The following is a 26,021-nucleotide window of genomic DNA, read 5'->3' on the forward strand; positions in this document are numbered from 1 at the left end:
GGCGCAAAGCGCCTGAGAGGGCAAGGCCTTTTACTTACGATTGATCGCACTTACCAGCGCCTTGATGCCGGCGACGATGATGTCGGTGTCGGTGCCGGCACCCCAGGTCATGCTGCCATCGCCCCAGGCCAGGCCGACATAGGAGGCAGCGCGGGAGGTGGAGCCTTCGTCCAGGCTGTGTTCGGAGTAGGCTTCGAGGTGGAAGTCCATCCCGGTCGCGCTCTGGATGGCGTTGGCCACGGCGTCCAGACGGCCGTTGCCCACCGAGGTGACGACCTTGCGCTGGCCGTTCAGCTCCAGCGTGACGGTCGCGGTGATGCCGTCCACCTGAGCGAAGTGTGCCTCGATGACCGAGAGCGGCTTATTTTTATTGAGGAAACTCTCCTCGAAGATGCGGAGCACTTCAGAAGCGCTCAGCTCCTTGTGGCTGTGGTCGGAGACGTTCTTGACCTTGTAGCCCAGGTCTTCGCGCATCTTGGGGGGCAGGTTGTAGCCGTAGTTCTGCTCCAGCACAAAGCCGATGCCGCCCTTGCCGCTCTGGCTGTTGATGCGGATGACGTCGGCGTCGTAGGTGCGGCCGATGTCGTGCGGGTCGATGGGAATGTAGGGGCAGGTCCAGCGGTGTTCGCCGTGCTCCTTGCGGTAGGCCATGCCCTTGGCGATGGCGTCCTGATGGCTGCCGGAGAAGGCCGCAAAGACCAGCTGGCCCGCATAGGGGGTGCGCTCGTAGATGTGCATCCGGGTCACACGCTCATAGGTGGCGCAGATGTCCGGCATGTTGGAGAAATCGAGTTTGGGATCCACGCCGTGGCTGTACATGTTCATGGCCAGAGTGACGGCATCGACGTTGCCGGTGCGCTCGCCGTTGCCGAACAGGCAGCACTCCACGCGCTGTGCACCGGCCAGCACGGCCAGCTCGGCGCAGGCCACGCCGGTGCCGCGGTCGTTGTGGGGGTGGGTGGAGATGATGACGCTGTCGCGGTGCTTGAGGTGCTTGTCGCAGTACTCGATCTGGTTTGCGTAGACGTGCGGCATGCTCATCTCAACGGTGACGGGCAGGTTGATGATCATCGGGCGGTCGGGCGTCGGCTCCATGATGTCCAGCACGGCGTTGCAGACCTCGACGGCATAATCGACCTCGGTGCCGGTGAAGCTCTCCGGGCTGTACTCGAACAGGAAATTGCCCTCGTACTCCTGACTGAGCTGCTTGACCAGCCGGGCACCGTCGGTGGCGATCTTCTTGATCTCTTCCTTGCTCTTATGGAACACCTGCTCACGCTGGGCCACGGAGGTGGAGTTGTAGAAGTGGATGACCGCGCGGGGTGCGCCCTTGACGGCCTCGAAGGTGCGGCGGATGATGTGGTCGCGGCACTGGGTCAGCACCTGCACGGTGACGTCGTCGGGGATCATATCCTTCTCGATGAGGGTACGCAGGAACTCGTACTCGGTCTCGCTGGCGGCAGGGAAGCCGACCTCGATCTCCTTGAAGCCGATCCGGACCAGCATCTGGAAGAACTCCAGCTTCTCTTCCAGACTCATGGGCACGATCAGTGCCTGGTTGCCGTCGCGCAGGTCCACGCTGCACCATGCAGGTGCCTGTTCAATGTGATCTTTTTTGACCCAGCTGTCGTAACCGGCCGGTACGGGGTAATACCCCGGTGCGTACTTGGTAGCGTCCATCATATTCGTTGTCCTCCTGGCTTCCTATCAGCTTACATTCAACACTTTTTGCAGGCGGCCTTGTCCCTCTCCGTCATTGCTTCGCAATGCCACCTCCCCCGAAGTGGGAGGTTTGAAGCTCCCCCCTTTGGGGGAGCTGGCGCGAAGCGCCTGAAAGGGTAAGTCTGCTGCTCAAACGAAAAAAGGCTCCCGTCTCTCAAAGGACGAAATCCTCTGAGAGACGAGAGCCTGTAAGTTTTGTTACAGGGCACCCGTGGTACCACTCTCTTTGCTGGCAAGACCAGCCACTCACACGATCGGCTTTTGGCGGCGAATCGCTGCCCCGGTAACGGTGGGCATCCGTCAGGGCCTACTGTGGTTTCAGCCCTGCCGCTCAGGGGCCAGTAACCGAAGCTTCCCGCACCGTCTTGCACCACCCGGCGGCTCTCTGCAAGCAGAAAACACTTCGTTTTTTCCCCGTCAACGCATTTGCGCTTGTTTCAAAGTGAGCTTATTTTACCAGACCGGTCTGCCTCTGTCAAGCAGTTTGGTTCAGATGCAGAATGAAGAAAATTCAACTTTCGACGGATAATTCCGGGCAGGTTTCATTCTTCGATGCACCGGAACCGGTCAGCGGCCAGCGGAAGTCTGTGTATCGCCGGTCTCGTCGATCATCATGACGTTGCCCTGGATGGGATTTTCCACCGGGGAGGCGTAGCCGCCGTAGTTCGAGTCACGGCCGACGAGCAGGTCGCGGCGGCAGCGCAGGCCGACATGGAGGACGGCAGAACTGCCGATGTGGCGCAGGGTGACCTTGGTGGTGTCGCTCTGGCCCTCGCACAGCAAGGACAGGTTCAGGGTGGTGGAGGCCTTGTTGGTCGTCAGGACCACGGTGCGCACCCCGTTGTCCATCAGCTTGCGCATCTCACCGACGGTGGCGCGGAAGGTGGCGACATCCTCCGGGACGGAGAGGGTCAGAACCTGATCCTTCACCGAGGCGGTATAGAGCACCTGCTTGCCCAGCAGGCCCTTGACGGTGTATCTGGCCGAATAGGCCGGGTTGGAGGCGATCGTCGACTCCGAAGTCTGCGCATCGCCGGTCTCGGCGATCATCATGACGTTGCCCTGAATGGGGTCTTCCACCGGGGCGGCGTAGCCGCCGTAGTTCGGGTTACGCTCGGCAGTAGTCTGTGCATCGCTGCTGTGCAGGGCGATGTCGCCCTGGGTCATGGTGCTCTCGTCCTGCGGGGGCAGATAGCCTGCTACAACTGCCTCGTCTGCGGCCGTTTCGGCGGAAGGCTCAGCGGCAAACGCACCGAGGCTCATGGACGCCATGGCGGACAGGATGAGGGCGGCGGCGATGGCCTGACGGCCAAATTTCGTATTCAAAATCTTCATGGATCATATCCTCCTGATTCAGGGGCTCGTTCGGCCCGTTCTGCCTTGTATACGAACCGGAGAAACGGATTATTGCAGCATCGCTGGAAAAAATATTATTCCCGCTCCAGGATCTCCATGAATTCATCGCCGGTGATGGTCTCTTTCTGGTAGAGGTACTTGGCCAGCTCGTCCAGCTTCTGGCGGTTGTCGGTCAGGATCTGGATGGCCTTCTGGTGCTGGGCCCTGACCAGCTCCACGACCTTCTGGTCGATCTCGCGCTGGGTCTGGGCCGAGCAGGCCAGCGAGGTGTCGCCGCCCAGATACTGGTTGTTCACGGTCTCCAGCGCCACCATGTCGAACTCGTCGCTCATGCCGTAGCGGGTGAGCATGGCGCGGGCCAGCTTGGTGGCCTGCTCGATGTCGTTGGAAGCACCGGTGGTGATGGAACCGAACGCGACCTCCTCGGCAGCGCGGCCGCCGGTCAGGGTGGCGATCTTGTTTTCCAGCTCGGTCTTGTCCATCAGGTAGTGGTTGCCCTCTTCCACCTGCATGGTAAAGCCCAGTGCGCCGGAGGTGCGGGGGATGATGGTGATCTTCTGCACCGGCGCGGAGTGGGTCTGCTTGGCGGCGACCAGCGCGTGGCCGATCTCGTGGTAGGCCACGATGCACTTTTCCTTGTCGGTGAGGATGGAATTCTTCTTCTGGTAGCCTGCAATGACCACTTCGATGCTCTCTTCGAGGTCAGCCTGGGTCACGCTCTTGCGGCCCGCGCGGACGGCCCGCAGCGCAGCCTCGTTGACGATGTTGGCCAGCTCGGCACCGGACGCACCGGAGGCCATCCGGGCCACGACACTGAAATCAACGCCGGGAGCCAGCGCGATCTTTTTGGCGTGGACTTTCAAAATCTCTTCGCGGCCCTTCAGGTCGGGCAGCTCGACGGGAACGCGGCGGTCAAAGCGGCCGGGGCGGGTCAGAGCCGGGTCCAGAGACTCTGGGCGGTTGGTGGCTGCCAGAATGATGACGCCGTTGTTGCCCTCAAAGCCGTCCATCTCGGTGAGCAGCTGGTTCAGGGTCTGTTCGCGCTCATCGTTGCCGCCGTACTGGCCGCTGTTGCGCTTCTGGCCAATGGCGTCGATCTCGTCAATGAAGACGATGCAGGGGGCTTTCTCCTTGGCCTGTTTGAACAGGTCGCGCACCTTGGAAGCGCCCATGCCCACGAACATCTCCACGAATTCGGAGCCGGACATGGAGAAGAAGGGCACATTGGATTCACCGGCCACCGCCTTGGCCAGCATGGTCTTGCCGGTGCCCGGAGGGCCGACGAGCAGGATGCCCTTGGGCATCTGGGCGCCGATGTCCTTGTACTTGCTGGGGTCGTGCAGGTAGTTGACGACCTCCTGCAGGTTCTCCTTGGCTTCATCCTCACCGGCCACATCCGCAAAATGGATGCCCTCGGTGGACTGGACGTAGACCTTGGCATTGGATTTTCCCATGCCGCCGAACATCATCGAGTTGGGGCCGCCCATCTTTTCCATGAGCTTTTTGTTCATAAAGTTGCCCAGCGCGGTGAAGAGGACGATGGGCAGCACGAACCAGAGCAAGAAGCTGAGGATGGGCGAGGTCTGCTCCACGATCTCGCTGGAAAACGCAGCCCCGGCGTCATACAGGCGTTCGGTGAGGCTGGGGTCGTTCATCAGGCCGGTCCGGTAGACCTGGGTCTCGTCTTTGTCGGTAAAGATGATCTGGTTGCTCTCAATGTCCACACGGCCGATGTTCTTTTCTTCGGTCATGCTCATAAAGGTGCCGTAATCCACCTCTTTGACCTGACGCTCGCTCATCCACGGCACCAGAACGAGGTTGAGGAGCAGAAGCACCAGCAGCACGACGGTGTAATAGATGGCCAGCGGCTTTTTCGGCGTTTTGACTTCTTTCATGATGATCCTCCTTTTTTCAGGGTCTCTGCTGTTATGATACCACAACCGAAGTTCAGTTCCAGCGTTTCCAGCGCCTTTTTGCAAAAACTTCGCGGTTTGTTCACAAAAGGTGCAGAACAAAAGGGCCTCTGCCCCACGGGGAGCAGAAACCCTTTCGTTCACACACACATTTTAGGAGAAAAGGAGAGTGGATTCGGAGAATGGGGGGAGTTCTAGCGCACGAGCGGGCAAACAGGGGAGGGTTACTCGCCGCGGACGGCTGCAAAACCGGCTTCGAGGTCGGCAAGGATGTCGTCGATGTGCTCGGTGCCGATGGACAGGCGGATGGTGTTCTGGTAGATCTGCTGCTCGGCCAGTTCGGCGTCGTTCAGCTGGCTGTGGGTGGTGGAAGCCGGGTGGATGACCAGGCTCTTCACGTCGGCCACATTGGCCAGCAGGGAGAAGATCTTCAGGTTGTCGATGAACTTGAAGGCCTCCTCGCGGCCGCCCTTGATATGAAAGGTAAAGATGGAGGCACCGCCGTTGGGGAAATACTTCTGATACAGCGCGTGGTCGGGGTGGTCGGGCAGGGAAGGATGGTTGACCTTCTCGACCTGGGGATGGTTGGCCAGGAACGCGACGACCTTCTTGGTATTCTCGACGTGGCGCTCGATGCGCAGGCTCAAAGTCTCGGTGCCCTGCAGCAGCAGGAATGCGTTGAACGGAGAGATGGTGGCACCGGTATCGCGCAGCAGGATGGCGCGGATGTAGGTGACAAAGGCGGCGGGGCCGGCGGCATCGGCAAAGGAGACGCCGTGGTAGCTGGGGTTGGGGGCGGCGATGTTGGGATAACGGCCGCTGGCTTTCCAGTCGAAGTTGCCGCTGTCCACGATGATGCCGCCCAGCGTGGTGCCGTGGCCGCCGATGAACTTGGTGGCGGAGTGGACCACGATGTCTGCGCCGTGCTCGATGGGGCGGATCAGATACGGGGTGCCAAAGGTGTTATCAATGACCAGCGGCAGGCCATGCTTGTGGGCGATGGCTGCGATGGCGTCGATGTCGGGGATGTCGCTGTTGGGGTTGCCCAGGGTCTCCAGATAGACGGCCTTGGTGTTGGGCTGGATGGCGTTCTCCACCTCGGCCAGGTCGTGGGCGTTCACGAAGGTGGTGGTGATGCCGAACTGGGTCAGGGTGTGCTCCAGCAGGTTGTAGCTGCCGCCGTAGATGGTCTTCTGGGCCACGATGTGGTCACCGGCCTGTGCCAGAGCCTCGATGGTGTAGCTGATAGCGGCAGCACCGGAAGCGGTGGCCAGCGCAGCCACGCCGCCTTCCAGCGCGGCGATGCGCTTCTCGAAGACGTCCTGGGTGGAGTTGGTCAGGCGGCCATAGATGTTGCCTGCGTCAGCCAGACCGAAGCGGTCGGCGGCGTGCTGGCTGTTGCGGAAGACGTAGGACGTGGTCTGGTAGATGGGCACGGCGCGGGAATCGGTGGCGGGATCGGCCTGCTCCTGGCCAACGTGCAGCTGAAGGGTCTCGAATTTATAGTCAGACATGTTGATTGCCTCTCTCTTTGTACAAATAGTATTATTTGTTATTACAAAAAATCCCGGTCGCTGCGGTCTCAAGACAGCGCACCGGGCAAGAAGATCCTGACGTGTTTCGGGGCTTTACCGGCACGGACACATTCGTCCAGCGGAGGGCAAAGCACAGCAGTTCGTCCAGAATTCTGCCCGGTCTGTGTACATTCGCCCACAACGGAAGTTTGCATGAAGCAGGTTTTTCCAAATCAGCGACATCGCAGTGCCCTCCTTTCTCTGAATTTCCCACCAAGTTGGTGGATTGGATGGTTGCATTATATCCCCATTTACCCAGATTGTCAATAGGTTTATGGAAGAATCTTCAAACTTTTTTGCAGCGGCGCAGAGCGGCATTTTTGGTTGACCGTCTGCCCTTCGTGTTGTATACTGAATCTATTCTTTTGTCTTATGAAGGAGGGGAGCCGGGATGTCCATCGGGCCAAGTCGTCCGCTCGTGCTGGAAAAGCCGGACGCCATTGATCTGCAGCAGGCCGCGCGGTATTTTGGCCAGCGTGGCCCGGCGGATGAAGCGACGGCTTCTTTATTAGAACGATGTGCCGTGCCCCTTCTGGCGGCGGCCACACCCCGCGCCGTCTGGCTGGAAGGGGATGTGCAGAGCCTTGCCGAAGCCGGGCTTCTGCTGGGGGAGGACGTCTTCCGCCACCTGACCGGCTGCAGCCATGCCGTTTTGCTGGCCGTGACCCTTGGCCCCGGTGTGGATGCGCAGATCCGCCGGGCCGGGGTGGGGGACATCGCGGCCGGGGTGGCGTCGGATGCGCTGGGCTCGGCATTGGCCGAGCAGATGGCGGATGCCGCCGAGGCGGAGCTGCGCCAGTGGGCCGCAGGGCAGGGCAAGTATCTGACGGGCCGCTATTCGCCCGGCTACGGCGACTGGCCCATCACGGTGCAGCCGCTGGTGGCCGCAGCACTGGACACCGCCCGCCGGGCGGGCCTCTGCGTGACGGACAGCAACCTGATGACGCCCCGCAAGAGCGTCACGGCGCTGCTGGGCGTCAGCGATCATCCGGTCCGGGGGCATCTGGCAGGGTGCGGCCACTGTGTGCTGCGCACCCGCTGCGAATATCGAAAGAGGGGAATCACCTGTGCAAGTGAATGAACTGTTTAGCCAACCGAATACCATCCTGCTGGACGGCGGCATGGGCACCATGCTGCAGGCGGCCGGCCTGAAGCTGGGTGCCCGCCCGGAGGAGCTGAACCTGACCGACCCGGCCCTCATCGAGAGCATCCATGCGCAGTATGCCGCCGCAGGCAGCCGCATCATCAATGCGAACACCTTCGGTGCGTCAGCCCACAAGCTGGCGGGCAGCGCATACACGCTGGAAGAGGTCATCGCGGCGGGCATTGCGAACTGCAAGCGGGCCTGTGCGCCCTACGGCGCGTTGGCGGCGCTGGACGTCGGCCCGCTGGGCGAACTGCTGGAGCCCAACGGTACACGGACCTTTGAAGATGCCGTGGCCGAGTTTGGCCGCATCGTCCGGGCGGGTGCTGCCGCCGGGGCGGACCTCATCTTCTTTGAGACCTTCACCGACCTGTACGAGCTGAAGGCTGCTCTGCTGGCCGCCAAAGAGAACAGCACCCTGCCCATCCTCGCCAGCATGAGCTTTGAGGCGGGCGGGCGCACCTTCACCGGCTGCACGGTCGAAAGCTTTGCGGCCACCGCACGCGGTCTGGGAGCGGATGCCATCGGCATCAACTGTTCGCTTGGCCCCAGGGAGATCTTCCCGATGGCAAAGCGGCTGGCCGAGGCCGTGCCCGGCAGCTTCCCGGTCTTCGTCAAGCCCAACGCGGGCCTGCCCCGCGCCGACGGCTCCGGCTACGACATCACCCCGCAGCTCTACGCCATGCAGATGAAGCCCTACCGGGAACTGCATCTTTTTGCGGCAGGCGGCTGCTGCGGCACGACGCCGGAGTTCATCCGGCTGCTGAACGGTGTGTTTGCAGACTGCCAGCCCGGCCAGCCCGACCACCCCATGCAGTCGGTCATCTGCTCCCCGGTCAGCTGTGTCAACGTGGACGGCATCACCGTGGTGGGCGAGCGAATCAACCCCACCGGCAAAAAGCGGTTCCAGCAGGCCCTGCGCGAACGGGATATGAACTATATTCTGGAACAGGCGGTCAGCCAGGCCGAGGCCGGGGCGCAGATCCTGGACGTCAATGTGGGTGCGCCCGGTGTGGACGAGCCCGCGCTGATGGAACAGGTGGTCAAGGCCCTGCAAAGCGTGGTCAGCCTGCCGCTGCAGCTGGATTCCTCCCACGCCGATGCACTGGAACGCGGTCTGCGGGTCTACAACGGCAAGCCCATCGTCAACTCGGTGAACGGCGAGCCGGAAGTGCTGGAAAAGGTGCTGCCTCTCTGCAAAAAGTACGGTGCCGCCGTCGTCGGTCTGGCCATTGACAAAAAGGGCATCCAGCCCGGAGCGGAAGACCGCGTGGCCATCGCCCGCCGCATCAAGGAAGCGGCGCTGGCAGCGGGCATCCCGCAGGAGGATCTTTACATCGACTGCCTGACCCTGACGGCCAGCGCCCAGCAGAAGGATGTCCTCGCCACGGTGGAGGCCCTGCACACCTGCAAGACGGAACTCGGCGTCCGGACCATCCTGGGCGTGTCGAACATCAGCTTCGGCCTGCCCTGCCGCACCTACCTGAACACGACCTTCCTCACGATGGCCATGTACGCGGGGCTGGACCTCGCCATCATGAACCCGTCCAGCGAGGAGATGATGGCGGCGGTCTACGCCTACAACGTTCTGACCAACCGGGACCCCCAGAGCACCCGGTACATCGAGCGGTATGCGAACCGGGTGCCTGCCGCCACGGCGCTGGCGCAGGCGAACCAGAACGCCGTGGCGGCGCAGGGCGCGCAGCCCGGCGGCGCGGCGGAAGTCTCCGGCCCCTATGCGCCCCTCATCAAGGCGGTGGAAAAGGGCCTGAAGGGCGAAGCTGCCGCCCAGACCCGCGCCCTGCTGGAGACGAAGGAAGCGCTGGAACTGGTGGACGAAGCCCTCATCCCGGCGCTGGACATCGTGGGCAACAAGTACGAGAAGGGCACCCTCTATCTGCCGCAGCTGCTGCAGGCGGCCAGCGCCGCCCAGAGCGCCTTTGAGGAGATCAAGACGGCCATTGCCAAAAAGGGCGGCACCAGTGAGAGCAAGGGCCGCATCGTCATCGCCACGGTCAAGGGGGACGTCCACGACATCGGCAAGAACATCGTGAAGGTCATCCTCGAAAACTACGGCTTTGAGGTCATCGACCTGGGCCGCGACGTGCCGGTGGAGACGGTCGTGAACACCGTCCGGGAGAAGAACGTGCATCTGGTCGGCCTGTCCGCCCTGATGACGACCACCCTCAAGAGCATGGAAGAGACCATTGCGGCCCTCCATGCAGCCAAACTGGACTGCAAGATCATGGTCGGCGGTGCCGTCCTGACGCCGGAATACGCCGAAAAGATCGGTGCCGACTGGTATGCGAAGGACGCCAAGCGCAGCGCTGATATCGCCAAGGAATTTTTCGGGGTCTAAAAAAAGGGGCTGCTGCACAAGGCGAAAAGCCAGTGCAGCAGCCCCTTTCATAGTATTCACTACCGTATCACAAAATGACTACGGACGCAAGGCGGATGCTTCTTGTTGGGGCGTGCCTGCCCCAAACCCTGCTGGGAACGAGTACGGCAAACTGGAAGTTGTTATTGTAAATCATTTTTTGATATTTCAATCGATGGATAGTGCTCTAAACTTGTTAAGTCAACATCTAATGGAGTAACGTATTCCATATAAAATTTTTCAGGATTTTTATCTTGCAATTTTTTAAGTTTATTCCTAATTTTTTCCTCCTCTGTAGAAACAAAAACCACTGATACTACTCCTACCTTTTCACTTGGATTCATTCTGCTATCTTCAACATTTCCACATAAAATCATTCTAACTGTATTCATAATAATCCTCCTCCACATATAACTCCCGATTTGTTGAACTAAGCCGAGTATACCACACTCCCCCCATGAAAGAACACCCCGATATAGTGGAATTTTGCCATTTTCCTGCGTACGTGCGTACACGCACCGCAAAACCTCCGGTAAACAAAAAACGTACCCGAACCCTTTTTCATAAGGAATCGGGTTCGTACGACCTTGGTAGACATTCCTACGGGTCCAGGAACCGCGGGCTAAGCAACAGCCCACTGGGCTGATTGCTTACTCTGCCGACTGGCGTCGTCAGAGCCGCCCTGTTCGAGTCCTGTACCGTCCTGCTCTGACATGAGACAGCGGCAGATGCAACAAAAAAGCCTCTAACTTTCGTTAGAGGCTTTTGTTTGGTGGAGCATTGTCCACAGCACTCGAACCTAAAACCTCTTCACGGGTAACCGTCTTGGCATCATCCGTGAAGTTGAAATTGAGTACGACCCGGTCATCAAAGACGTAGACCGAGTTGACAAAGGTATCAATGATCTGCCGCTGGTGTTCCGTGCTGCCCACGTCACCCTTGCGGAATTTTTCAAGCCAGAACCGAATCCACTCACGGGTCAGGACGGGCTTTTTCAGCTCTTCTTCCAGAAATACTGGTGTTCAGGGCTTCTTTCCGGGCTTCCAGCTCGTCCAACCGCTGCTTGGTGGTCGGGGTCAGGATGCCCTGTTCAATGGCTTCCAGAAGGTTTGCGAGCCGTTTCTCCGTATCCCGGAGCTGCTCTTTCAGAACAGGCAGCCGGGTGTTCTCCTGCTGCTGGGCTACCATGACCAAATCTATCAGCCGTTCGATGATTTCATCGCTGAAGATCACCTTAATGGCGGTGTCCACCACGAACCGTTCCAGCGGCTCCTTGCGGATAGCCTTCAGGTCACAGTGCGCCTTGCCGTGGCGCTTGGCGTTGCCGCACTTGTAGTAATAGTAGGTGTTTCCCATGTGGCTGGTGCCGCTTTCGCCACCCATCAGGGTGCCGCACTTGCCACAGAACAGCTTAGTGGTCAGCAGATAGCTCACATCCTCTTTTGCAGGCCGACCGTGGGCGATCCTGTTCTGCTCGAAACGCTGCTGCACCCGGTCGAACAAATCCTGGTCAACAATAGCCGGAATGCCGCCCGGCGTCACAATGTCCTTGTAGCGGTATTCGCCGATGTAGCGGCGGTTGCGGAAGATCTGGAAGAAGCTGTTCTTTACGAACGGCTTCCCGGTGCGGGTACGCAGGCCGCGCTCATTCAGGGATGCTGCAATCTTCTCAGCCGGTTCGCCGTCGGCGTACCGGGTGAAAATCTCCTGCACGATGGGAGCCGTCTCCGGGTCGATATGGTACAGCCTGTCCTCCTTGCCGATGGTAAAGCCCAGCGGCACCACACCGCCGTTGTACTTGCACTGGAGGGCGTTTTCGCGCTCACCGCGCGCCACTTTCAGGGCGAGTTCGGCGGAATAGTATTCCGCCATGCCAATCAGCATACTCTCCACCATAATGCCTTCAGGCCCCTGCGAGATGGGTTCCATGGCAGACACCAGATGGACACCGTTCTTTTCCAGCTGGTACTTGTAGTTCACGGCATCGAACCGATTCCGGGCAAAGCGGTCCAGCTTCCAGACCAGAACTACGTCGAAGATTTTCTTTCCGCTGTCCTTGATCATCCGCTGAAAGTCCGGGCGGTCATCCGTTTTGGCAGAGTAGGCACGGTCAATGTAGGTGCCGACCACAGTGATGCCGTTCTTCTCGGCGTAGTCCTTGCAGTCGCGCAGCTGTCCCTCAATGGACGATTCACGCTGGCTGTCGGATGAATAGCGGGCGTAGATCACGGCGGTCATGGTTGCACCTCCTTGGCGTGTATTCGACTTGCCTTTATAGTATCGGGTCAAGCGCAGCTTGTCAACAATCTGCGAGCAGATTGAAATGTGAAAATTGCGAAACGCAGCGAAAAAGCTGAGAGCAAGAATCGTCCCGTGGCCACAAATTTTCAATTCTTGAAAATTCTTGCCCCTTTGGGACAGCTTCTTGTTGGGGCGTGCCTGCCCCAAACCCTGCTAGGAACGAGTACAGCAAACTGGAATTTGACTAATCCTACATGTGCATCATATTACACTCATGTAATTATCCTCTACATAAACAGCTTTTCCATCAGCAAGCTTAATCTCATCTTTGCCGTTCGGTAATACTGTTGTTTCAGAACCATTCCAATGGGGGATAATAGGATTGTCAATAATATGTAATCCATCTGTTAAATTTCCCGCCGCATACATACTTCCTGCACTGATTCCGACATATATAAGTCCGTTTTTAATTGCATTATTAAGTATTCTATCAAAACCAGTTCTAGACATTTCACGACAAAGCACAGATACATCACCACCACTGACAAAAACAGCATCAAATTGGTTTAATTCTTCAAAAGTTAATAGCCTTGTAAGCATAAACGGGGTTGTAACATACGAAGAATAGGTTCTTTGATAGTCTTTTGAAAGAATTAATTCCAGATTGTACACTAATATATTTTCGTACTGAATTCCCATTAGAAAGAGTTCATGAAAACATATTGCAAGCGACTCTCTTGCACCATCTGTTTCAATGCCAGCTGTTGGAATATAAAGCACTTTCACATCCTTCGGACACTTTCCAATAATATCAAAGAATTTCTCTTTCATCTTATCGGTCAACCCTGCAGATGTAAGAAATAGATGTTTTCCATTCATATTCTTTTACCTCGTCAAACTCCGATTTACTGGGTTAAGCCGAGTATACCACACTCCTCCATGAAAGAACACCCCGATATAGTGAAATTTTGCCATTTTTCTGCGTACGTGCGTACACGCTCCGCAGGGATTCTAATGGGCTTGGCCCCTTGGCACACAGACTTTGGCACAAAGTCTAGTGTGTTACACCTTGTCAGAGGTGTACAGGCTCCCGGTACGCACGTACGCAGCGATTACCCCCAAACGCGCCATATAGGGGGACGATCAAGTTCGCACAAAGCGACCTTGATCCCGCAAAACAAAAGGCAGGATACCATCACCACGATGATACCCTGCCTTTGCTCGTTTACCGTTCCGAGTAGTCCTTCCGCAGAACCTCCGATAAACAAAAAACGTACCCGAACCCTTTTTCATAAAGAATCGGGTTCGAGTACGAACTGTATGGTGGAGAATTAGGGACTCGAACCCCAGACCCCCTGCGTGTGATGCATAATGACTTTTCGTTTTTTAGAACGATAATTCGTTAAATAGGCTCGATTTGCTACAGATCTGCTACAAATGGCAGTTTTTACCTGGCACTAAATCTGCTGTTCTGGTTTTCTCGATTTTTGTTTTTTAGATTGTTTCTTTTGTTGGTGCAGTTCTTTCAAGTCTTCAATTGCCAGCTCTGGAGCCATGGTGTGGAACATCAGATAGTTTGTGTTCATGGTCTTCGCCGGAGCCTGCGCATAAATCTCCCTGCTGGGTTCGTTGGTCAGAATATGCCAATAACGGTAAAGGTAGCCTGTCCAATACATTACTTCTCTATCATACCGGGCATTGCCCTTTTGCGTCTGAGGGCACTCGTCTGCAAATTCCTCCAGAAGATATTCTTCTCCCGCCCACTGCATCCGGTTGTACTCTGAATCAAGATCACGGGCAACCTTAGAGCGCATGAACCGCTTCATGAAATCCTCGCTGTCATAGCCTGCTTGCAAAGAAAGCTCAAACAAGCGGCCCTGAATATCGCATAGTTTCAATTGAATCAGATCCATAACGCTTCACCTTCTCTGCTTTGCACCATCAAGGATTTCATCAAAAAAGCGGCCTTCTCTACGATACTCTTTGCAGATTTGGTTTGCAAATGCAATGCCATTGCTACGGTTCTGCTCGCTGGACTTCTTCAGTGCCTGCCGTTCCATCCAAAGCAATTGGACTTCACGCTCAATCTTGACCGCATCACAGGCTTTCTGCGTAATAGCAACATACTGACGTCCAAGTTTCAGAGCAGACAGACTTTTCACCAATGCCGTATCGGTAATCGTTCCTTCAAAAAAGCTATCCAGAACATAGAACATTCTATCATTTGCAATGCTGCCAATCACCATGTCATAGCCTTTATCCAGCTCCTGATACTTCTGGAAGAACTTCGTTCCTCGTGCGGCTTCCATTCTACCACGATGATATGCTACCAGCATAGCCCATTCAATATCAGCCGGAACATCCAAAGTTTTTAAGCTATGAAGATCAACCGATAAAATATAAAAAACAGATTGCTCATAGTCACAGATCAGCGTAAGCGGCTGGAGCGGATCAGTTCCCATATAAAATCCAGCTCCGAAGTCACAGCGGTCACGGCTGGCTGGTTTGATTTTCCCCTGAATGCCTGATTTGGAGCCATGGTATAAAACCATTTTATCCGGATGCATAGCAGAGATTTCTGCAGCATCTCCGATAATAGCATCGTGTATAATTTCAGCCAACATGATATGATGTTCTTCGCAAATCGCAAGCATTTTCTCCTGTGCAAGACGATTCGGCGTAGATTTTTCATTTTCCCAGCGGTTTACGGTTGCAAAAGATACCCCGATTTTATCCGCCAACTTCGACTGGCTCCATTGTAAAGCTGAACGAATCTCAAAGACTGTGTTCATCGGGCACCTCCCGCAAGTATAACATTTGTCCTCAATTTTATTGTAGCAAATGTTATATCATACGTCAAGTATTACCGGCTTACCTTCTTTAATATAAGCGGAAAAGTGTAGTGATAATTCAAAGAATAAAATGGTCCTATACAAACGGCACCTTTAAAATACATCTATGTCATACAAATCCAAACACTTCCAAAGCAGAATTTTTTGTTTTATAAGCCCAAATTGGTCTTTCACAGTTGCATTACCATTGTACCTTCTTTTATGTTCCAAAACAAGATATAAAAAGCTCTTGGCCTCTTTATTAAAGGTCAAGAGCTTTTTGCTTGCCGCTGAGCTTCTGCTTCAAAGATCGTGTTCAACTTAATTTTCAATCATCTACACTTTGCGTTTCAGATAATTCTTCCCAGTCTTCCGGGTTTCCACACCTACGGAGATACTCATGCCCGCCATCGACTGCACACGATCCGCAAGAACAAAATTTGAAATCATGCACAGTGCAGCTTTCAATAACGTCCCTGCACTTTTTACACCGGATCATATTTCTCACTATTTTCATCATGCACGTCACCCGCAGTCAATTATCGGCGTTCACATCAATGGTCTCTTCTTGGTATAATTACCATCCTGGTAGATATTCCTATTAAGCTTTTCTGAAATCGTACCACAAGCTTCTCTTTCTCGGAATCTTTAATCTCATATCTCAATTTTAGGTTAGAGAAATCGAAATCTCACCACCAAATGTACTGATTGAAAATCTACCATCCGAAACAACAGCTTCCTTTTCAACATGATATTCAAATGGAAACAGGTATACTGAATCATTCAATTCTTGAAAAGAGTAGTATCCACTGTCATCAATATTCATCACTGCATATGCCATAAATGCACTGATTTGTTCATTATTTACTACCATTCTGTTAATATAATACTTTCCCGGCTTTTCGCAACGCAGCACATCAAATTCCTTCAGTGTTGCAATCAATTTATCAATCGAATGGTATAAAGTTGTTCTTTCTCCCCACTCATCAAATAACTTTTGCTTCAGCTGGGCAAGCGTAATTTCATCCTGAAATTCCGACATTTTACCAATCAATTTGCACATATCAAGAAACACCGGATATGCTGCCAACATCATGCACCAGTTGATATTCACCGCGTATTCCGGGTATTTTTCTATCAGCTGTACTGCCTCGCTCTTTAAGCAGGAGCTGTATGGATTATCATAAACCCAGATGTTCATCAAAATCTCTCTGGTCTTACGAAGAACCGTTGGGCTTTCAATCTCATAGCTCAAATACTCATTGAGTTTATCTTTAATCTCTGATTCCGATGTTCCGTCTGCCACTAAGTCAACCGTATATTTCAACCAAGGCAATTTCAATTTCCTTGACAACCCAACCATTTTAGCCATGATAATCCTCCGTCCTCGCGATTATGAACGGAACCACCACTTCGTCAAGCGAAATCCCGCCATGCGTCATTACATTTTCACCTTTGATATCCAAAGAATCCCCCACATCACAGATTAGATAGTCATAATCCTTGGGCAAATAGTATTTTGGATATTCTAAAAGGCCATATCGTTCTATCAAACTGTCTTTATTTGCAAAATTCTTCAAGACTACCATTTTATGGCTTCTCGTTTCAACTTCAACTCCTGATCCAGTCAATCGTCCCAATCCAGTACAAGGCGTATTTCCATGATCAGCTGTAATATAGACATCAAAGCCTTCCTTCAACAATCTTTTTGTCAGCCCTGCAAGCTTATTTTGTTTCATCAGCACTATATCATCATTCAACATTCCAACACGTCCCTGATACTGTGCATGAACCAGTTCGTCAATATCAAGAATAATGACAGCACCACACTTTACAAATGCCGAAAAACTTGCATCATATCCTCGTTCATAGTCTATTTGATTGTCCCTATAGCCATATTTTCTTGCGCATTCGTAAAATTCATTCTTTTCCTTACTTTGTTTCCACGGTTCAATCAGCTGACTGGGATACTTCCCACTCAGTAGGCATTGGCGAGAAATAGACGTTGTAGACGGAATCATAGCAAAGGCTGCACTTTGGCAATAGCAAATTCCTGTAAACGATCTTTTTAATATCGTCCAGTCAAATTCCGACATACCATCCATTACAATAATTGCTGCTTTTTCGCTATGGTCATGGATATAGTCCATTGCATTGCTTACCAGGACCGGGGATTTCAGGTTGATCTCTGAAGACAACTTTCCAAAATATTTCATAGCATAGGCGCAAAATATCCGATTTAACTCCGACGTGTCAATTTCTACATTGTGTTCTACAGCCATTACGTCAATTTGCGCTTTTTTCTCTGCGAGATCGAACCATACCTTATAATCTTTGACTTTTTTTGATTGATTCAGTACACAATCATATAAATCTTTCAAATATGACTCTACATTTTCGCGAGCATACATTTTGAGACCAAGAAACTTTTCCGTCTGTTTCCGTTCATGGTATTCCTCAAAATCACTCTGATATGCCAGGGTAAGAAGATCCAAATCCAGATTATTGCTTTCTCGCAAAACTACGCTATTCAACTTTGGAAATAATGTCTCGAACGAAATTTCTTCCTCCCGGCATTTTTTCCGAATATCATATGGCACATAAACACCCGGCTGTACCAGAATCACAAGCTTTTCCTCTCCATTTAGAAGGCTTGTATTATTAACCCGGAAGCTCAAATCATCAGTATACACAACAGTCCTGAAGCCATGTGCCTGAAACACCGCACTATAATGCGCTTTTTCTTCCAGATGATCTTCATCAACAAGCAGTATTTTTTTCGTATACTGTGCAGCTGTTTTTTCAAACACATAGTCTCCAAACATCTGTTACGCCTCCAATCTTGCCATCATAATTAACCTAAAATCTGGATATACCTGTGAGCCTTTCCTGTGCTGTGCTTCAATGTTGGCCTTTTCTTTTTGCAACTTTTGCAGGCGGCTTCTCCGAATATTCTCAATCCCAATATGTTCCGCAGCCTCTTGCCTCAGCTCCAAAGCATACATATATTTCTTGAAACTCTCCTCATTCTGCTGCATCTGCTTCTCTTTTAATTCAACAAATGTGTCATAGGCAAAATCCATGCAACTTTTTTCAAGCTTAGAATAAATTTCCGCATCCACATTCGGCGCAGATGAAACCCTGAGCTTGCTGTTTCCATCGAGGAAAACATCCATAATACGCTTTCCTGCCATCGGTCGCAATATCATTGCGCTGTTGACAAATATCGGTAAAATCCGCTTTCCGCTCTCTTTTTCAGAGATAGACAACTCCCAAAGCATAAAATAGCCATCCTCATTGGGGAAGTTATCAATCTGGATGGACATAAGCGGTGCCGTCCGATCCTGCACCAACTCCGTCTTCAAATGCTGTGTGATTTCTTCATCTGCAATGCTGATGCGGTCAATCAAACGCGGGTCATGCCCCTGCCAGCACTCATAATAGGTCAGCATTGTGCGGAGCGCACTGTCTACATCGAAATTCGACTCTGTTCCGACAAGTTTTGTCAAGTCTTTCTCTTCTCGGATCACATCTTTATATTTCTGCGCATTTGTAAGCTGCTGCTTCATCTCTTCCTCAACTGGGTACAGATTCTTCTCTACCTGTGAAGTATGACCAATGGAGCGCATATATACATCCGTAAAGTCACATTCTGCTACTTCGCTGTCCAGAACATCGGAATACTTATCAATGCCCATCTCTTTCAGAATAACGGACAGCTTTTCTTCCAACACTTCACGGACACGGTTCTCTACCGTTTCGCCCACAATGAAGTTGTAAATATGTACATCCCGCTGCTGACCAATACGATCAACACGACCACATCGCTGCTCAATCTTCATTGGGTTCCACGGAAGGTCATAGTTGATGATAATATTGGCAAACTGCAAGTTCAGACCTTCGCCACCGGCATCTGTCGAAATAAAAATACTGGTACTGGTCTTAAACTCCTGCATGGCAGCATTTCGCTCGTCAATGCTCATGCCACCGTTTAGAATCGTTACCGTATAGCCTCTATTCACAAGCAGCTCCTGCAAATAAGTCTGCGTAGCAACAAATTCTGTAAAAATAATAACCTTTTGTGTGCGATCCTCACTCAGAATAGCATCAATCTCATTCAACAGCGGCTCTACTTTTGCATCCTGATTCTGGAACTGTGCTTGTTTTGCAAGAGAGATAATCTGCTTCAGCTCTTCGATTTCCAACTCCATATCCAAAGAAATCGCTTCAAGAGCATCCTCAACACCATCCTCAATGTTCAATTCGTCCAAATCTTCTTCCCTTAAATCACCAACGCAGGTGCGCTGCTCCAGAAGAACATTTAATCTGCGCTCCAGGCTCTGTCGAATGGCCGCCGTACTGCTCGTCACCATGCGCTGCATGATAATCAACAGGAAGATCAGGCACATATTTTTCTTGCGATTGCGCAGTGCTTTGTTATAGGTCTTTGCGACATAGGAGCTGACCATCTCATACAGTTCCCGCTGCAAATTATTGCGTTCGTCCCATGAAATCGTCACAAGATGCGTGATACGGTTCTTGAACAACAGATTACCATTATTGTCAATTGCCTCGCGCTTTTCCGTGCGGATCAGGAATGGAGCAACCTGTTCTCGGACAATAGATTTGGCATTCGGGAAAGCATCCGCATCCAGCAAACGAATCAGCCGCAAAAATGGCTCAGTTTTGCCATTATGCGGTGTTGCTGACAACAGCAGCAGATATGGGCTTGCCTGTGCCAGTAAATTTCCCAGCTTGTAGCGAGCCACTTCGCCGGAGGAGCCTGCCACACGATGTGCCTCATCTATGATGATCAGATCCCATCCGCTGTTGATGATGGAATAGATTCGTTCCTCATTGTACTTTTCAACCTTTTCCTCGCTCCAGCCGGCGTGTTTTTCAATCGGCTTGATAGAATCCATTGGGGAAATCACCTGATCGAACTGACCATACACATCATCATTATCCGTCAGGCGGCGAATCGTATCATAATCGGAAGGTAAAATCACTTGAAATTTCTCATGGAACTTTTCCTGCATCTCGCTTGCCCACTGGGTCACCAGACCAGTCGGGCAGACAACGAGAATCCTACTGACAAGACCACGGCTCTTCAATTCTCGGATGATCATCCCAGCTTCAATCGTCTTACCAAGACCAACTTCATCCGCCAGAATATAGCGAATGTTGTTGGTCTCCATTGCGCGGTTCAACACATGGAGCTGGTGCGGCAACGGAATAATCCCGCTGGCAAGAGAAGAAAGGAAACCACCTGCAGTTTCGTTTTTGATTTTAGAGAGCAGCGTAACATAGCGCAGATAATTTTCATCGTACTGCATCGTACTGCCCGATGAGCTAAGCTGTTCCTCATTTGCCTTATACACCCGACCGGTTGCCGGATTAAAGACCTTATAAGAAGTATAGCCCCATGCTTCAATCTTCTCCAAAACCTGCACATTTGCTTTTTCTATTGTGTCAAAAACGAAATCCCCGACAGCTATCATTTCTCTTTCTTCCATTCCTTAATTTGATTTCGGCCTGTAAACATTTCATCGTAGTGCCACTTTCCGGTCACAAGCCAGTATTCATAAGTACTCAGCCATGTACAGACCCATGGCACAAACGAATCTGCAATATACATTTGCTGATTCCATTCTTTATATTTAGGGTAATAAACGCACAGTTGGTAATTTCCGCTATCATCCTTGCCGTACTTATGATGTGGATATTTTCCCTCATATTTTTGTAATGGTGGCGAAATCAGCCATGCCTTTGGTGCTCCATCACTCAATTTATAAGTAATTTTGATTCTATACACTTGAGACTCGGAGGACGGCTGTATATCTAAAATACATACAAGCATGGAATCCTCAATATAGTTTGCTACCAGTAGCCTATCGTACAAATACTGCATCTGTATTTGCTGATTCACCAACGAAATAGGCTTAGGTTTCAAATATTTACGCGCCAAAGTGATGTGCTGGTGGAACTGAAACTGTGCCATATTTTGATATATTTCCTGTCGATGTGTCTACTTTCAAGGTTCCCGCTGCAATAGCTGATTTCACTGTCTCTGCTTCACTGTTAAAAACAGCTTTTCCGGTCTCGCTACCAAAGCATTCTTTTAGATGATTTCCCATTTCAATTCGGTTATATTGCAAAAGGCTTCCATCGACCAGGTCTTTCCTCGCAGCATATAACCATTGTAAAAATGCAGTAGCACGTTCCGGATGCGTATTCCACTTGTCAGCAAAGTTTTCACCTTTATAACTTGGGTTTTCTATGTAAAATTGCTGATCTTTGCGGTTATCCATAATCCAAGAAGGAGCTTTAGAAAGGATATTGAAAAGAGCATCGTAAATATTATCCTCTTCTTCATACAGCCTTCCCGCTATTGTTGTGATTATAATTGATATGGGCTTATTACCGCTATTGTCATCTGCAAACTTAATGTCTCGATGCCGTTTAAGAATCTGTACAACGCGTTGTAATGGTGTTTTTACCTTTCTTCGCTTTACATCTTCGACATCAGCCTGCGCAACAACTGTACGATGATCCTTGATATATTGTTCATATAATCTGTTACGTTGCTTTGCGCAAGCATCGAAAAACCATTTCACATAGCCTGCCGGATTGCTTCCTAAATAATCATAAGTGTCATCGTCTTCATTATGATCAGTTATACGGATTACACTCCCATAAGTATGAGCTGGAATAACATCCATATGGAAGTTTGGAACATCATCGTATTCAACATGCCAGCATCTCTTTTTTTCTTCAATTTCTCTACTCGTCTTTTTATAACGAACAAGCAGTGGTTTAACCACATCAACCTTAAGTTCCTTTGCCGTCAAGCCATATTGACTCTTGAATTGACAGACAATATCCAAATCGTAATCATCTGCATTTGTAATTGGACGAACCACAGTTCCAAGGGCAAACGAACCTTGCGGATAAATACTAATTTCATAATCAGGAGTCTCCTGATCTATCCATTTTCCAAGATCTTTATAGGTCTTTTCTGCCGCCTCAAACATTTCATCGCTAATATCAATGTTCTGAGCTGTCGATTTAAGCAGGCTATTATACGCTTCTTTGGTATACATCATTTACCCTCCAATCGTTATCGTTTCTTCAAAACTATTTTTCTGTGAAAGCTGATCATAGATTTTAACTGGCAAATCCACTTTGGGCATGATATCCATACCTGCACGAACTGCAAGCGATGCAGGCATAGCTGGAAATAAGCAGATTTCCTTTGCCTTAGGATTATCATTCTTTATTCTTTCCATTGCCAGCCGAAAAGTACGGACAAAACTATCTTGAATCTGAGGATTCTTGACAAACACGCGATTTGGCTCCGGAATAGTCAGATGATAGATGGTACATTTTTCGCCCAATGTATTTTCAATTCTTTGATCAATAATTTCAGCACTCAAATCAATAACCAATGCCACCGCAGTTTCAGAATCAGCCTTTGACTGATGGATTTGAAAATCCACTGTTGACTGATCATCTGGCCATGCCCATTTATCTCCCTCGCGATGGCACTGGAAGACACGAACATTTAGCTGGTCACAAAGTAAATAGCCTAATTTGAAAAGAAGTGGTTGCGGAGCAAGCGCAAATAATGCAACAACATCTTCCTTCTTTACAATGCTACCAAAATACTGTTTGACTTGGCCTTCCAGTTCAGCTGCTTGAAATTGCATAATATCCTTTGATGGTATGTATTTTGTGACCAATCCATTATGCAATTCTATTGGGTCATCCTGTTTTGGATAAAGACCACATTTTACAGTGGCTCTCCTAAGTACAGATGCTGCATTAAACACATCTACATTATCTATATTTGAGAAGAATGTCACCATCTTACAAGAATCAGCATCTTGAATCTCCGTTAATCTCCGAATCCGGTCTTCATGAGCCTTCTTCTGTACAATCAAAAAATCCGACAGGTAGCTTTCAGGCTTAGTATCTATTAAATGGTGATGCTCGGCACAAAGAAGCATTAAATTGTCTATGTTATTTATTTCATCTTGCGTCATATCATCAGCATGTCTTGGTCCTGTTTTACCAACTGCGTGAATATGGGCATTTTCGGCAAAATTAGCATCATCGCCATAATGTGAATCCAAATACAACAGTTTGTTGCAAATTTCGCATCTGCCTGCTGCCATTCCCCACAAGCGCAGTTTTACTGCTTCGCGAATTGGTGTTCTCTTGATTTCAGATGATTCATTCTTCCCCATAGGCAACGCTCCTTTTACACTCTTCCAAGGCTGATATCATAGTACATTAGCAGGTTAGAATCCTCCTGAATGGTCTGCTCCGGCAGACGCTCTGCGATATCAACGATGGCTTTATAGTTCTTTTCTTTCCAAAGGCGAGAGAATCCCACACGGATGGCCTCCGAACGGAATAGCTTCAGCTTGCCCTTGCTGTTCATGTAGCCTTCAAATTCCTTCCACAGGTTCTTCTCACGCAACTTGACCAGATCGCCTTCCTTGGTCACATCCGGGATGTACCAGCGGCCTTTCTCGTCTTGCAGGAAGTTTTCTTCCAGAATGGTAGCAAGCTCTGGCATCTGCTCATATTTATCCACGGCCTTGACTTCCTGCATGAACTTCGGCTGAAGCTCTGCATAGGTCTGCGGGCCACAGAACTGCTCATCCAACTGCTGATACAGCCAGGAAATAGCAGACTTCTCATTCGTAACAAACAGCTCGAACTGGATATTCTCTACTTCGGTCGTAATACGGGCAGTGTCGTACTCATTGACCTGATCCGGCAGGAAGTACATATTATCACGTTTCAGGAACTTCTCATCCAAGCCACGGTAAAAGTCGGTAGCATCCAACGGCACAGGGATACCCTGCATAATGTGGTAGGCAACCATACGGTCAAAGAGCAGGTACGCCTGACGTTCAGCAACAACTTCAATACGATCATTCTTTACAACGACAACAGGTATATTTGCAAGGTGTTGGCGTACAAAATCCCATGCTGTTTCTGCAGTTCCTGCCTTGTCTAAAATATCGCGTCTGAAACTATCCCTTGGCTTATATGCAGAAATAACCAGATCTTGCTTAATGGCTTGCGATGCACCCTTACCTTGATTAAAGCTTACTTGTTTCTTATCAATAGTTCTTACATCCGCCACAACAAAACCAGACCTTTGCAGAGCTGTCTGAATTGCATTCCAGACACTATTTTTTGAATTATGAAATTCGACTGTCATCCACCTATTTGGCTTTAATATACGAAAAAACTCTGAAAATGCTTTAGTCATCAGTGATTGATACTCTACAAGATGTTTTCCCTGTGTATTGTTAATTATCGCTTCAGGCAGACAATTAGTAACGACATGAAGCCACGCTTCCCAAATAAAGTTCAGTTCAGAGTACATCAAGTTATTACCAAATGGAGGATCAGTGAAAATGTAATCACAGCTACTATCGGGAATATTTCTCAAATCCGTTGCTGACTGAGTTGAAACAAGGCCGGTTTCAGGAAATTTTGCCAAAATATTTTTTGCTTTAATCGTTTTGTTAGCGTAGTCCCTTAGCGATTTACAGATATTTATATCTTTAATTAAAGATGGTATGTATAATGTCCCGGAAAGTGGGCCACCACCAGCACCAGCAAATCCACCAGCCCAACGATATCTATACATTTTTGTATTGACCATTGCGACTGAGTGAACTAAAATATGGCATATTTTCCCACGTGCTTTATATGCAAATGCTGCCAGCACCGCAAGAGTCCTTTTCGTGTAAAACTGATGCACATACCGAACATCTGCTCCAAATGGATCGGTCGTTTTATCTCCTTTCGGCAAAGCTGCAATTGGATATGGATACGGTATCTTAAAACTATCAATTTTATTCAGCAATGCAAAGTCATTCTCATCTGGTTCTTTAGTATAACGCTTACCTTCATAACTGTAATTAATTTGAACCGGCACAAGTTTCGACTGTTCAACAATCTTTTCCAAAGCATCATCAAACACTTTAACTTTAGCTCTTTTGCAGTCCTTCTTTTTTAGCAAGGCTCCACAATGCGGACATGCAAATTCATCTGTTACTTTACCCTTCTCATGGTCAACTGCAGCATTCCAAAATACAATTTCATTTCCACAAGTAGGGCAGATAAATACATCTGATAGTACTGTATAGTTGATTTTACCGTAAGCCTTTTCTCCTGATAGAGTTTGCAATGTTGCTTGAGCAACGGTGGAATCCATATGATGTTCAGTCTGAAACATCCACTCAAACTCTTTCTCGCATTCGTCAATTATGCCCATTGCTTCTGTTTGAAATTTTATAGGATCAATTAATGAGTTATAATTGCTCGCCAAAAAACTTGCCACCGGGGATAAGTCACTAACAATTGCATGTCTGCTGTTATCCTCGTAAGCATCAACATAAAAGGATTTTTCCCCTAGTGCCCTTGCAGCAACACCTGTCATGCCCGTTCCACAAAATCCATCAAACACCAAATCCCCTGGATTTGTATAATGCTCTATAAATTTAGTTATGGCCTTATACGGAACTTTTGTATGATAGCTATGTGCCATATAAATCGGTTCGTTTTTCCCCTCACTTACATCTGCTGCAAATGGTTCTCTGTGATAATTGTCCGTTGCCTCATCATAAGGAGTACCATACTCCTTAATGAAGTCCTCGATGAAGGGATTCGGGCAGGCAGTATAAAACGGCGCATCCGAAAGCGCAATGATATCCTCATCTGTACCAATTGGAAAGCCTTCGATGTTGCGCACTTTATCTATATCTTCTTTGGTCAGCTTTCTGCGTTCCATAGCTGTTTCCTCGCTTTCGTTTTCTGAATTGTGCAAGCGGCACT

General features: G+C 50.4%; 17 protein-coding genes, 1 pseudogene and 1 other annotated feature. Of the genes and pseudogenes, 2 read left to right on the forward strand and 16 right to left on the reverse strand.

The annotated features are described in order from the left end of the window. Nucleotides 1-30: 30 nt before the first annotated feature. From I5P96_RS02520 to I5P96_RS02535, 4 genes are all read right to left on the reverse strand, one after another. Nucleotides 31-1,683 (reverse strand): 2-isopropylmalate synthase, encoded by a 1,653-nt coding sequence (locus I5P96_RS02520; RefSeq protein WP_223382957.1) that lies wholly within the window; start codon nt 1,681-1,683, stop codon nt 31-33. Between the two features lie 210 nt (nt 1,684-1,893). Continuing rightward, nucleotides 1,894-2,152: a binding site (T-box leader), on the reverse strand. Between the two features lie 137 nt (nt 2,153-2,289). Then, nucleotides 2,290-3,057: a transcriptional regulator, IclR family protein gene (locus I5P96_RS02525; RefSeq protein ID WP_223382958.1), complete on the reverse strand. Its 768-nt coding sequence runs from the start codon at nt 3,055-3,057 to the stop codon at nt 2,290-2,292. Nucleotides 3,058-3,152: 95 nt separating this feature from the next. Further along, entirely contained in the window at nt 3,153-4,973 is a 1,821-nt protein-coding gene (ftsH, locus tag I5P96_RS02530; RefSeq protein ID WP_097791410.1) for an ATP-dependent zinc metalloprotease FtsH, read from the reverse strand. 242 nt (nt 4,974-5,215) lie between these two features. Beyond that, nucleotides 5,216-6,505 (reverse strand): O-acetylhomoserine aminocarboxypropyltransferase/cysteine synthase family protein, encoded by a 1,290-nt coding sequence (locus tag I5P96_RS02535; protein WP_223382959.1) that lies wholly within the window; start codon nt 6,503-6,505, stop codon nt 5,216-5,218. Nucleotides 6,506-6,956: 451 nt separating this feature from the next. Between I5P96_RS02535 and I5P96_RS02540 the strand changes: the two genes are divergently transcribed. Together I5P96_RS02540 and I5P96_RS02545 are read left to right on the forward strand one after the other, a co-directional pair. Next, nucleotides 6,957-7,646 (forward strand): vitamin B12 dependent-methionine synthase activation domain-containing protein, encoded by a 690-nt coding sequence (locus I5P96_RS02540; RefSeq protein ID WP_223382960.1) that lies wholly within the window; start codon nt 6,957-6,959, stop codon nt 7,644-7,646. Continuing rightward, on the forward strand, nt 7,633-10,068 hold the full coding sequence (locus tag I5P96_RS02545; RefSeq protein WP_223382961.1) for a homocysteine S-methyltransferase family protein: 2,436 nt from the start codon (nt 7,633-7,635) through the stop codon (nt 10,066-10,068). The genes I5P96_RS02540 and I5P96_RS02545 overlap by 14 nt, the downstream gene beginning before the upstream one ends. A gap of 161 nt (nt 10,069-10,229) precedes the next feature. Here I5P96_RS02545 and I5P96_RS02550 read toward each other — a convergent pair whose 3' ends face one another. From I5P96_RS02550 to I5P96_RS02605, 12 genes and pseudogenes are all read right to left on the reverse strand, one after another. Next, complete coding sequence (locus tag I5P96_RS02550; protein ID WP_097770686.1) at nt 10,230-10,478, reverse strand: hypothetical protein; 249 nt, start codon at nt 10,476-10,478, stop codon at nt 10,230-10,232. A gap of 363 nt (nt 10,479-10,841) precedes the next feature. Beyond that, a pseudogene (locus I5P96_RS02555) lies at nt 10,842-12,324 on the reverse strand (recombinase family protein). Nucleotides 12,325-12,588: 264 nt separating this feature from the next. Continuing rightward, nucleotides 12,589-13,206 carry a Type 1 glutamine amidotransferase-like domain-containing protein gene (locus I5P96_RS02560; RefSeq protein ID WP_005930833.1) on the reverse strand — a complete coding sequence of 206 codons (618 nt, stop codon included), beginning with the start codon at nt 13,204-13,206 and terminating at the stop codon, nt 12,589-12,591. A gap of 578 nt (nt 13,207-13,784) precedes the next feature. Further along, a complete protein-coding gene (locus I5P96_RS02565) occupies nt 13,785-14,240 on the reverse strand; it encodes a hypothetical protein (RefSeq protein ID WP_118553417.1) in 456 nt (151 codons plus the stop codon). A 6-nt stretch (nt 14,241-14,246) separates the two neighbouring features. Beyond that, nucleotides 14,247-15,119, reverse strand: a complete 873-nt coding sequence (locus tag I5P96_RS02570; protein ID WP_223382962.1) for a DUF3990 domain-containing protein — start codon at nt 15,117-15,119, stop codon at nt 14,247-14,249. A gap of 706 nt (nt 15,120-15,825) precedes the next feature. Further along, nucleotides 15,826-16,530: a hypothetical protein gene (locus I5P96_RS02575; protein ID WP_223382963.1), complete on the reverse strand. Its 705-nt coding sequence runs from the start codon at nt 16,528-16,530 to the stop codon at nt 15,826-15,828. After that, a complete protein-coding gene (locus I5P96_RS02580) occupies nt 16,523-17,983 on the reverse strand; it encodes a PglZ domain-containing protein (RefSeq protein WP_223382964.1) in 1,461 nt (486 codons plus the stop codon). The genes I5P96_RS02575 and I5P96_RS02580 overlap by 8 nt, the downstream gene beginning before the upstream one ends. A gap of 3 nt (nt 17,984-17,986) precedes the next feature. After that, nucleotides 17,987-20,659, reverse strand: a complete 2,673-nt coding sequence (locus tag I5P96_RS02585; protein WP_223382965.1) for a DEAD/DEAH box helicase — start codon at nt 20,657-20,659, stop codon at nt 17,987-17,989. After that, entirely contained in the window at nt 20,656-21,159 is a 504-nt protein-coding gene (locus tag I5P96_RS02590) for a hypothetical protein (RefSeq protein WP_052665613.1), read from the reverse strand. The genes I5P96_RS02585 and I5P96_RS02590 overlap by 4 nt, the downstream gene beginning before the upstream one ends. Beyond that, nucleotides 21,116-22,264, reverse strand: coding sequence for a nucleotidyltransferase (locus I5P96_RS02595; protein WP_223382966.1), 1,149 nt, complete (start codon nt 22,262-22,264; stop codon nt 21,116-21,118). Before I5P96_RS02595 ends, I5P96_RS02590 begins: the two co-directional genes overlap by 44 nt. Next, the gene (locus I5P96_RS02600) at nt 22,265-23,407 is read right to left on the reverse strand and encodes an SAVED domain-containing protein (protein ID WP_223382967.1); all 1,143 of its coding nucleotides are present in this window, start codon (nt 23,405-23,407) and stop codon (nt 22,265-22,267) included. Nucleotides 23,408-23,421: 14 nt separating this feature from the next. Continuing rightward, nucleotides 23,422-25,977 (reverse strand): DNA methyltransferase, encoded by a 2,556-nt coding sequence (locus tag I5P96_RS02605; RefSeq protein WP_223382968.1) that lies wholly within the window; start codon nt 25,975-25,977, stop codon nt 23,422-23,424. Nucleotides 25,978-26,021 lie beyond the last annotated feature (44 nt).

This window comes from Faecalibacterium prausnitzii, assembly GCF_019967995.1.
GTDB lineage: Bacteria > Bacillota > Clostridia > Oscillospirales > Ruminococcaceae > Faecalibacterium > Faecalibacterium prausnitzii_E.

Coding starts and splice junctions, on each gene's coding strand:
- ftsH (WP_097791410.1), bottom strand. CDS start 4,973: ATGAAAGAAGTCAAAACGCCGAAAAAGCCGCTGGCCATCTATTACACC.
- I5P96_RS02565 (WP_118553417.1), bottom strand. CDS start 14,240: ATGGATCTGATTCAATTGAAACTATGCGATATTCAGGGCCGCTTGTTT.
- I5P96_RS02535 (WP_223382959.1), bottom strand. CDS start 6,505: ATGTCTGACTATAAATTCGAGACCCTTCAGCTGCACGTTGGCCAGGAG.
- I5P96_RS02595 (WP_223382966.1), bottom strand. CDS start 22,264: ATGATGTATACCAAAGAAGCGTATAATAGCCTGCTTAAATCGACAGCT.
- I5P96_RS02570 (WP_223382962.1), bottom strand. CDS start 15,119: ATGAACACAGTCTTTGAGATTCGTTCAGCTTTACAATGGAGCCAGTCG.
- I5P96_RS02605 (WP_223382968.1), bottom strand. CDS start 25,977: ATGGAACGCAGAAAGCTGACCAAAGAAGATATAGATAAAGTGCGCAAC.
- I5P96_RS02600 (WP_223382967.1), bottom strand. CDS start 23,407: ATGGGGAAGAATGAATCATCTGAAATCAAGAGAACACCAATTCGCGAA.
- I5P96_RS02575 (WP_223382963.1), bottom strand. CDS start 16,530: ATGGCTAAAATGGTTGGGTTGTCAAGGAAATTGAAATTGCCTTGGTTG.
- I5P96_RS02550 (WP_097770686.1), bottom strand. CDS start 10,478: ATGAATACAGTTAGAATGATTTTATGTGGAAATGTTGAAGATAGCAGA.
- I5P96_RS02585 (WP_223382965.1), bottom strand. CDS start 20,659: ATGATAGCTGTCGGGGATTTCGTTTTTGACACAATAGAAAAAGCAAAT.
- I5P96_RS02590 (WP_052665613.1), bottom strand. CDS start 21,159: ATGGCACAGTTTCAGTTCCACCAGCACATCACTTTGGCGCGTAAATAT.
- I5P96_RS02560 (WP_005930833.1), bottom strand. CDS start 13,206: ATGAATGGAAAACATCTATTTCTTACATCTGCAGGGTTGACCGATAAG.
- I5P96_RS02520 (WP_223382957.1), bottom strand. CDS start 1,683: ATGATGGACGCTACCAAGTACGCACCGGGGTATTACCCCGTACCGGCC.
- I5P96_RS02540 (WP_223382960.1), top strand. CDS start 6,957: ATGTCCATCGGGCCAAGTCGTCCGCTCGTGCTGGAAAAGCCGGACGCC.
- I5P96_RS02525 (WP_223382958.1), bottom strand. CDS start 3,057: ATGAAGATTTTGAATACGAAATTTGGCCGTCAGGCCATCGCCGCCGCC.
- I5P96_RS02580 (WP_223382964.1), bottom strand. CDS start 17,983: ATGTTTGGAGACTATGTGTTTGAAAAAACAGCTGCACAGTATACGAAA.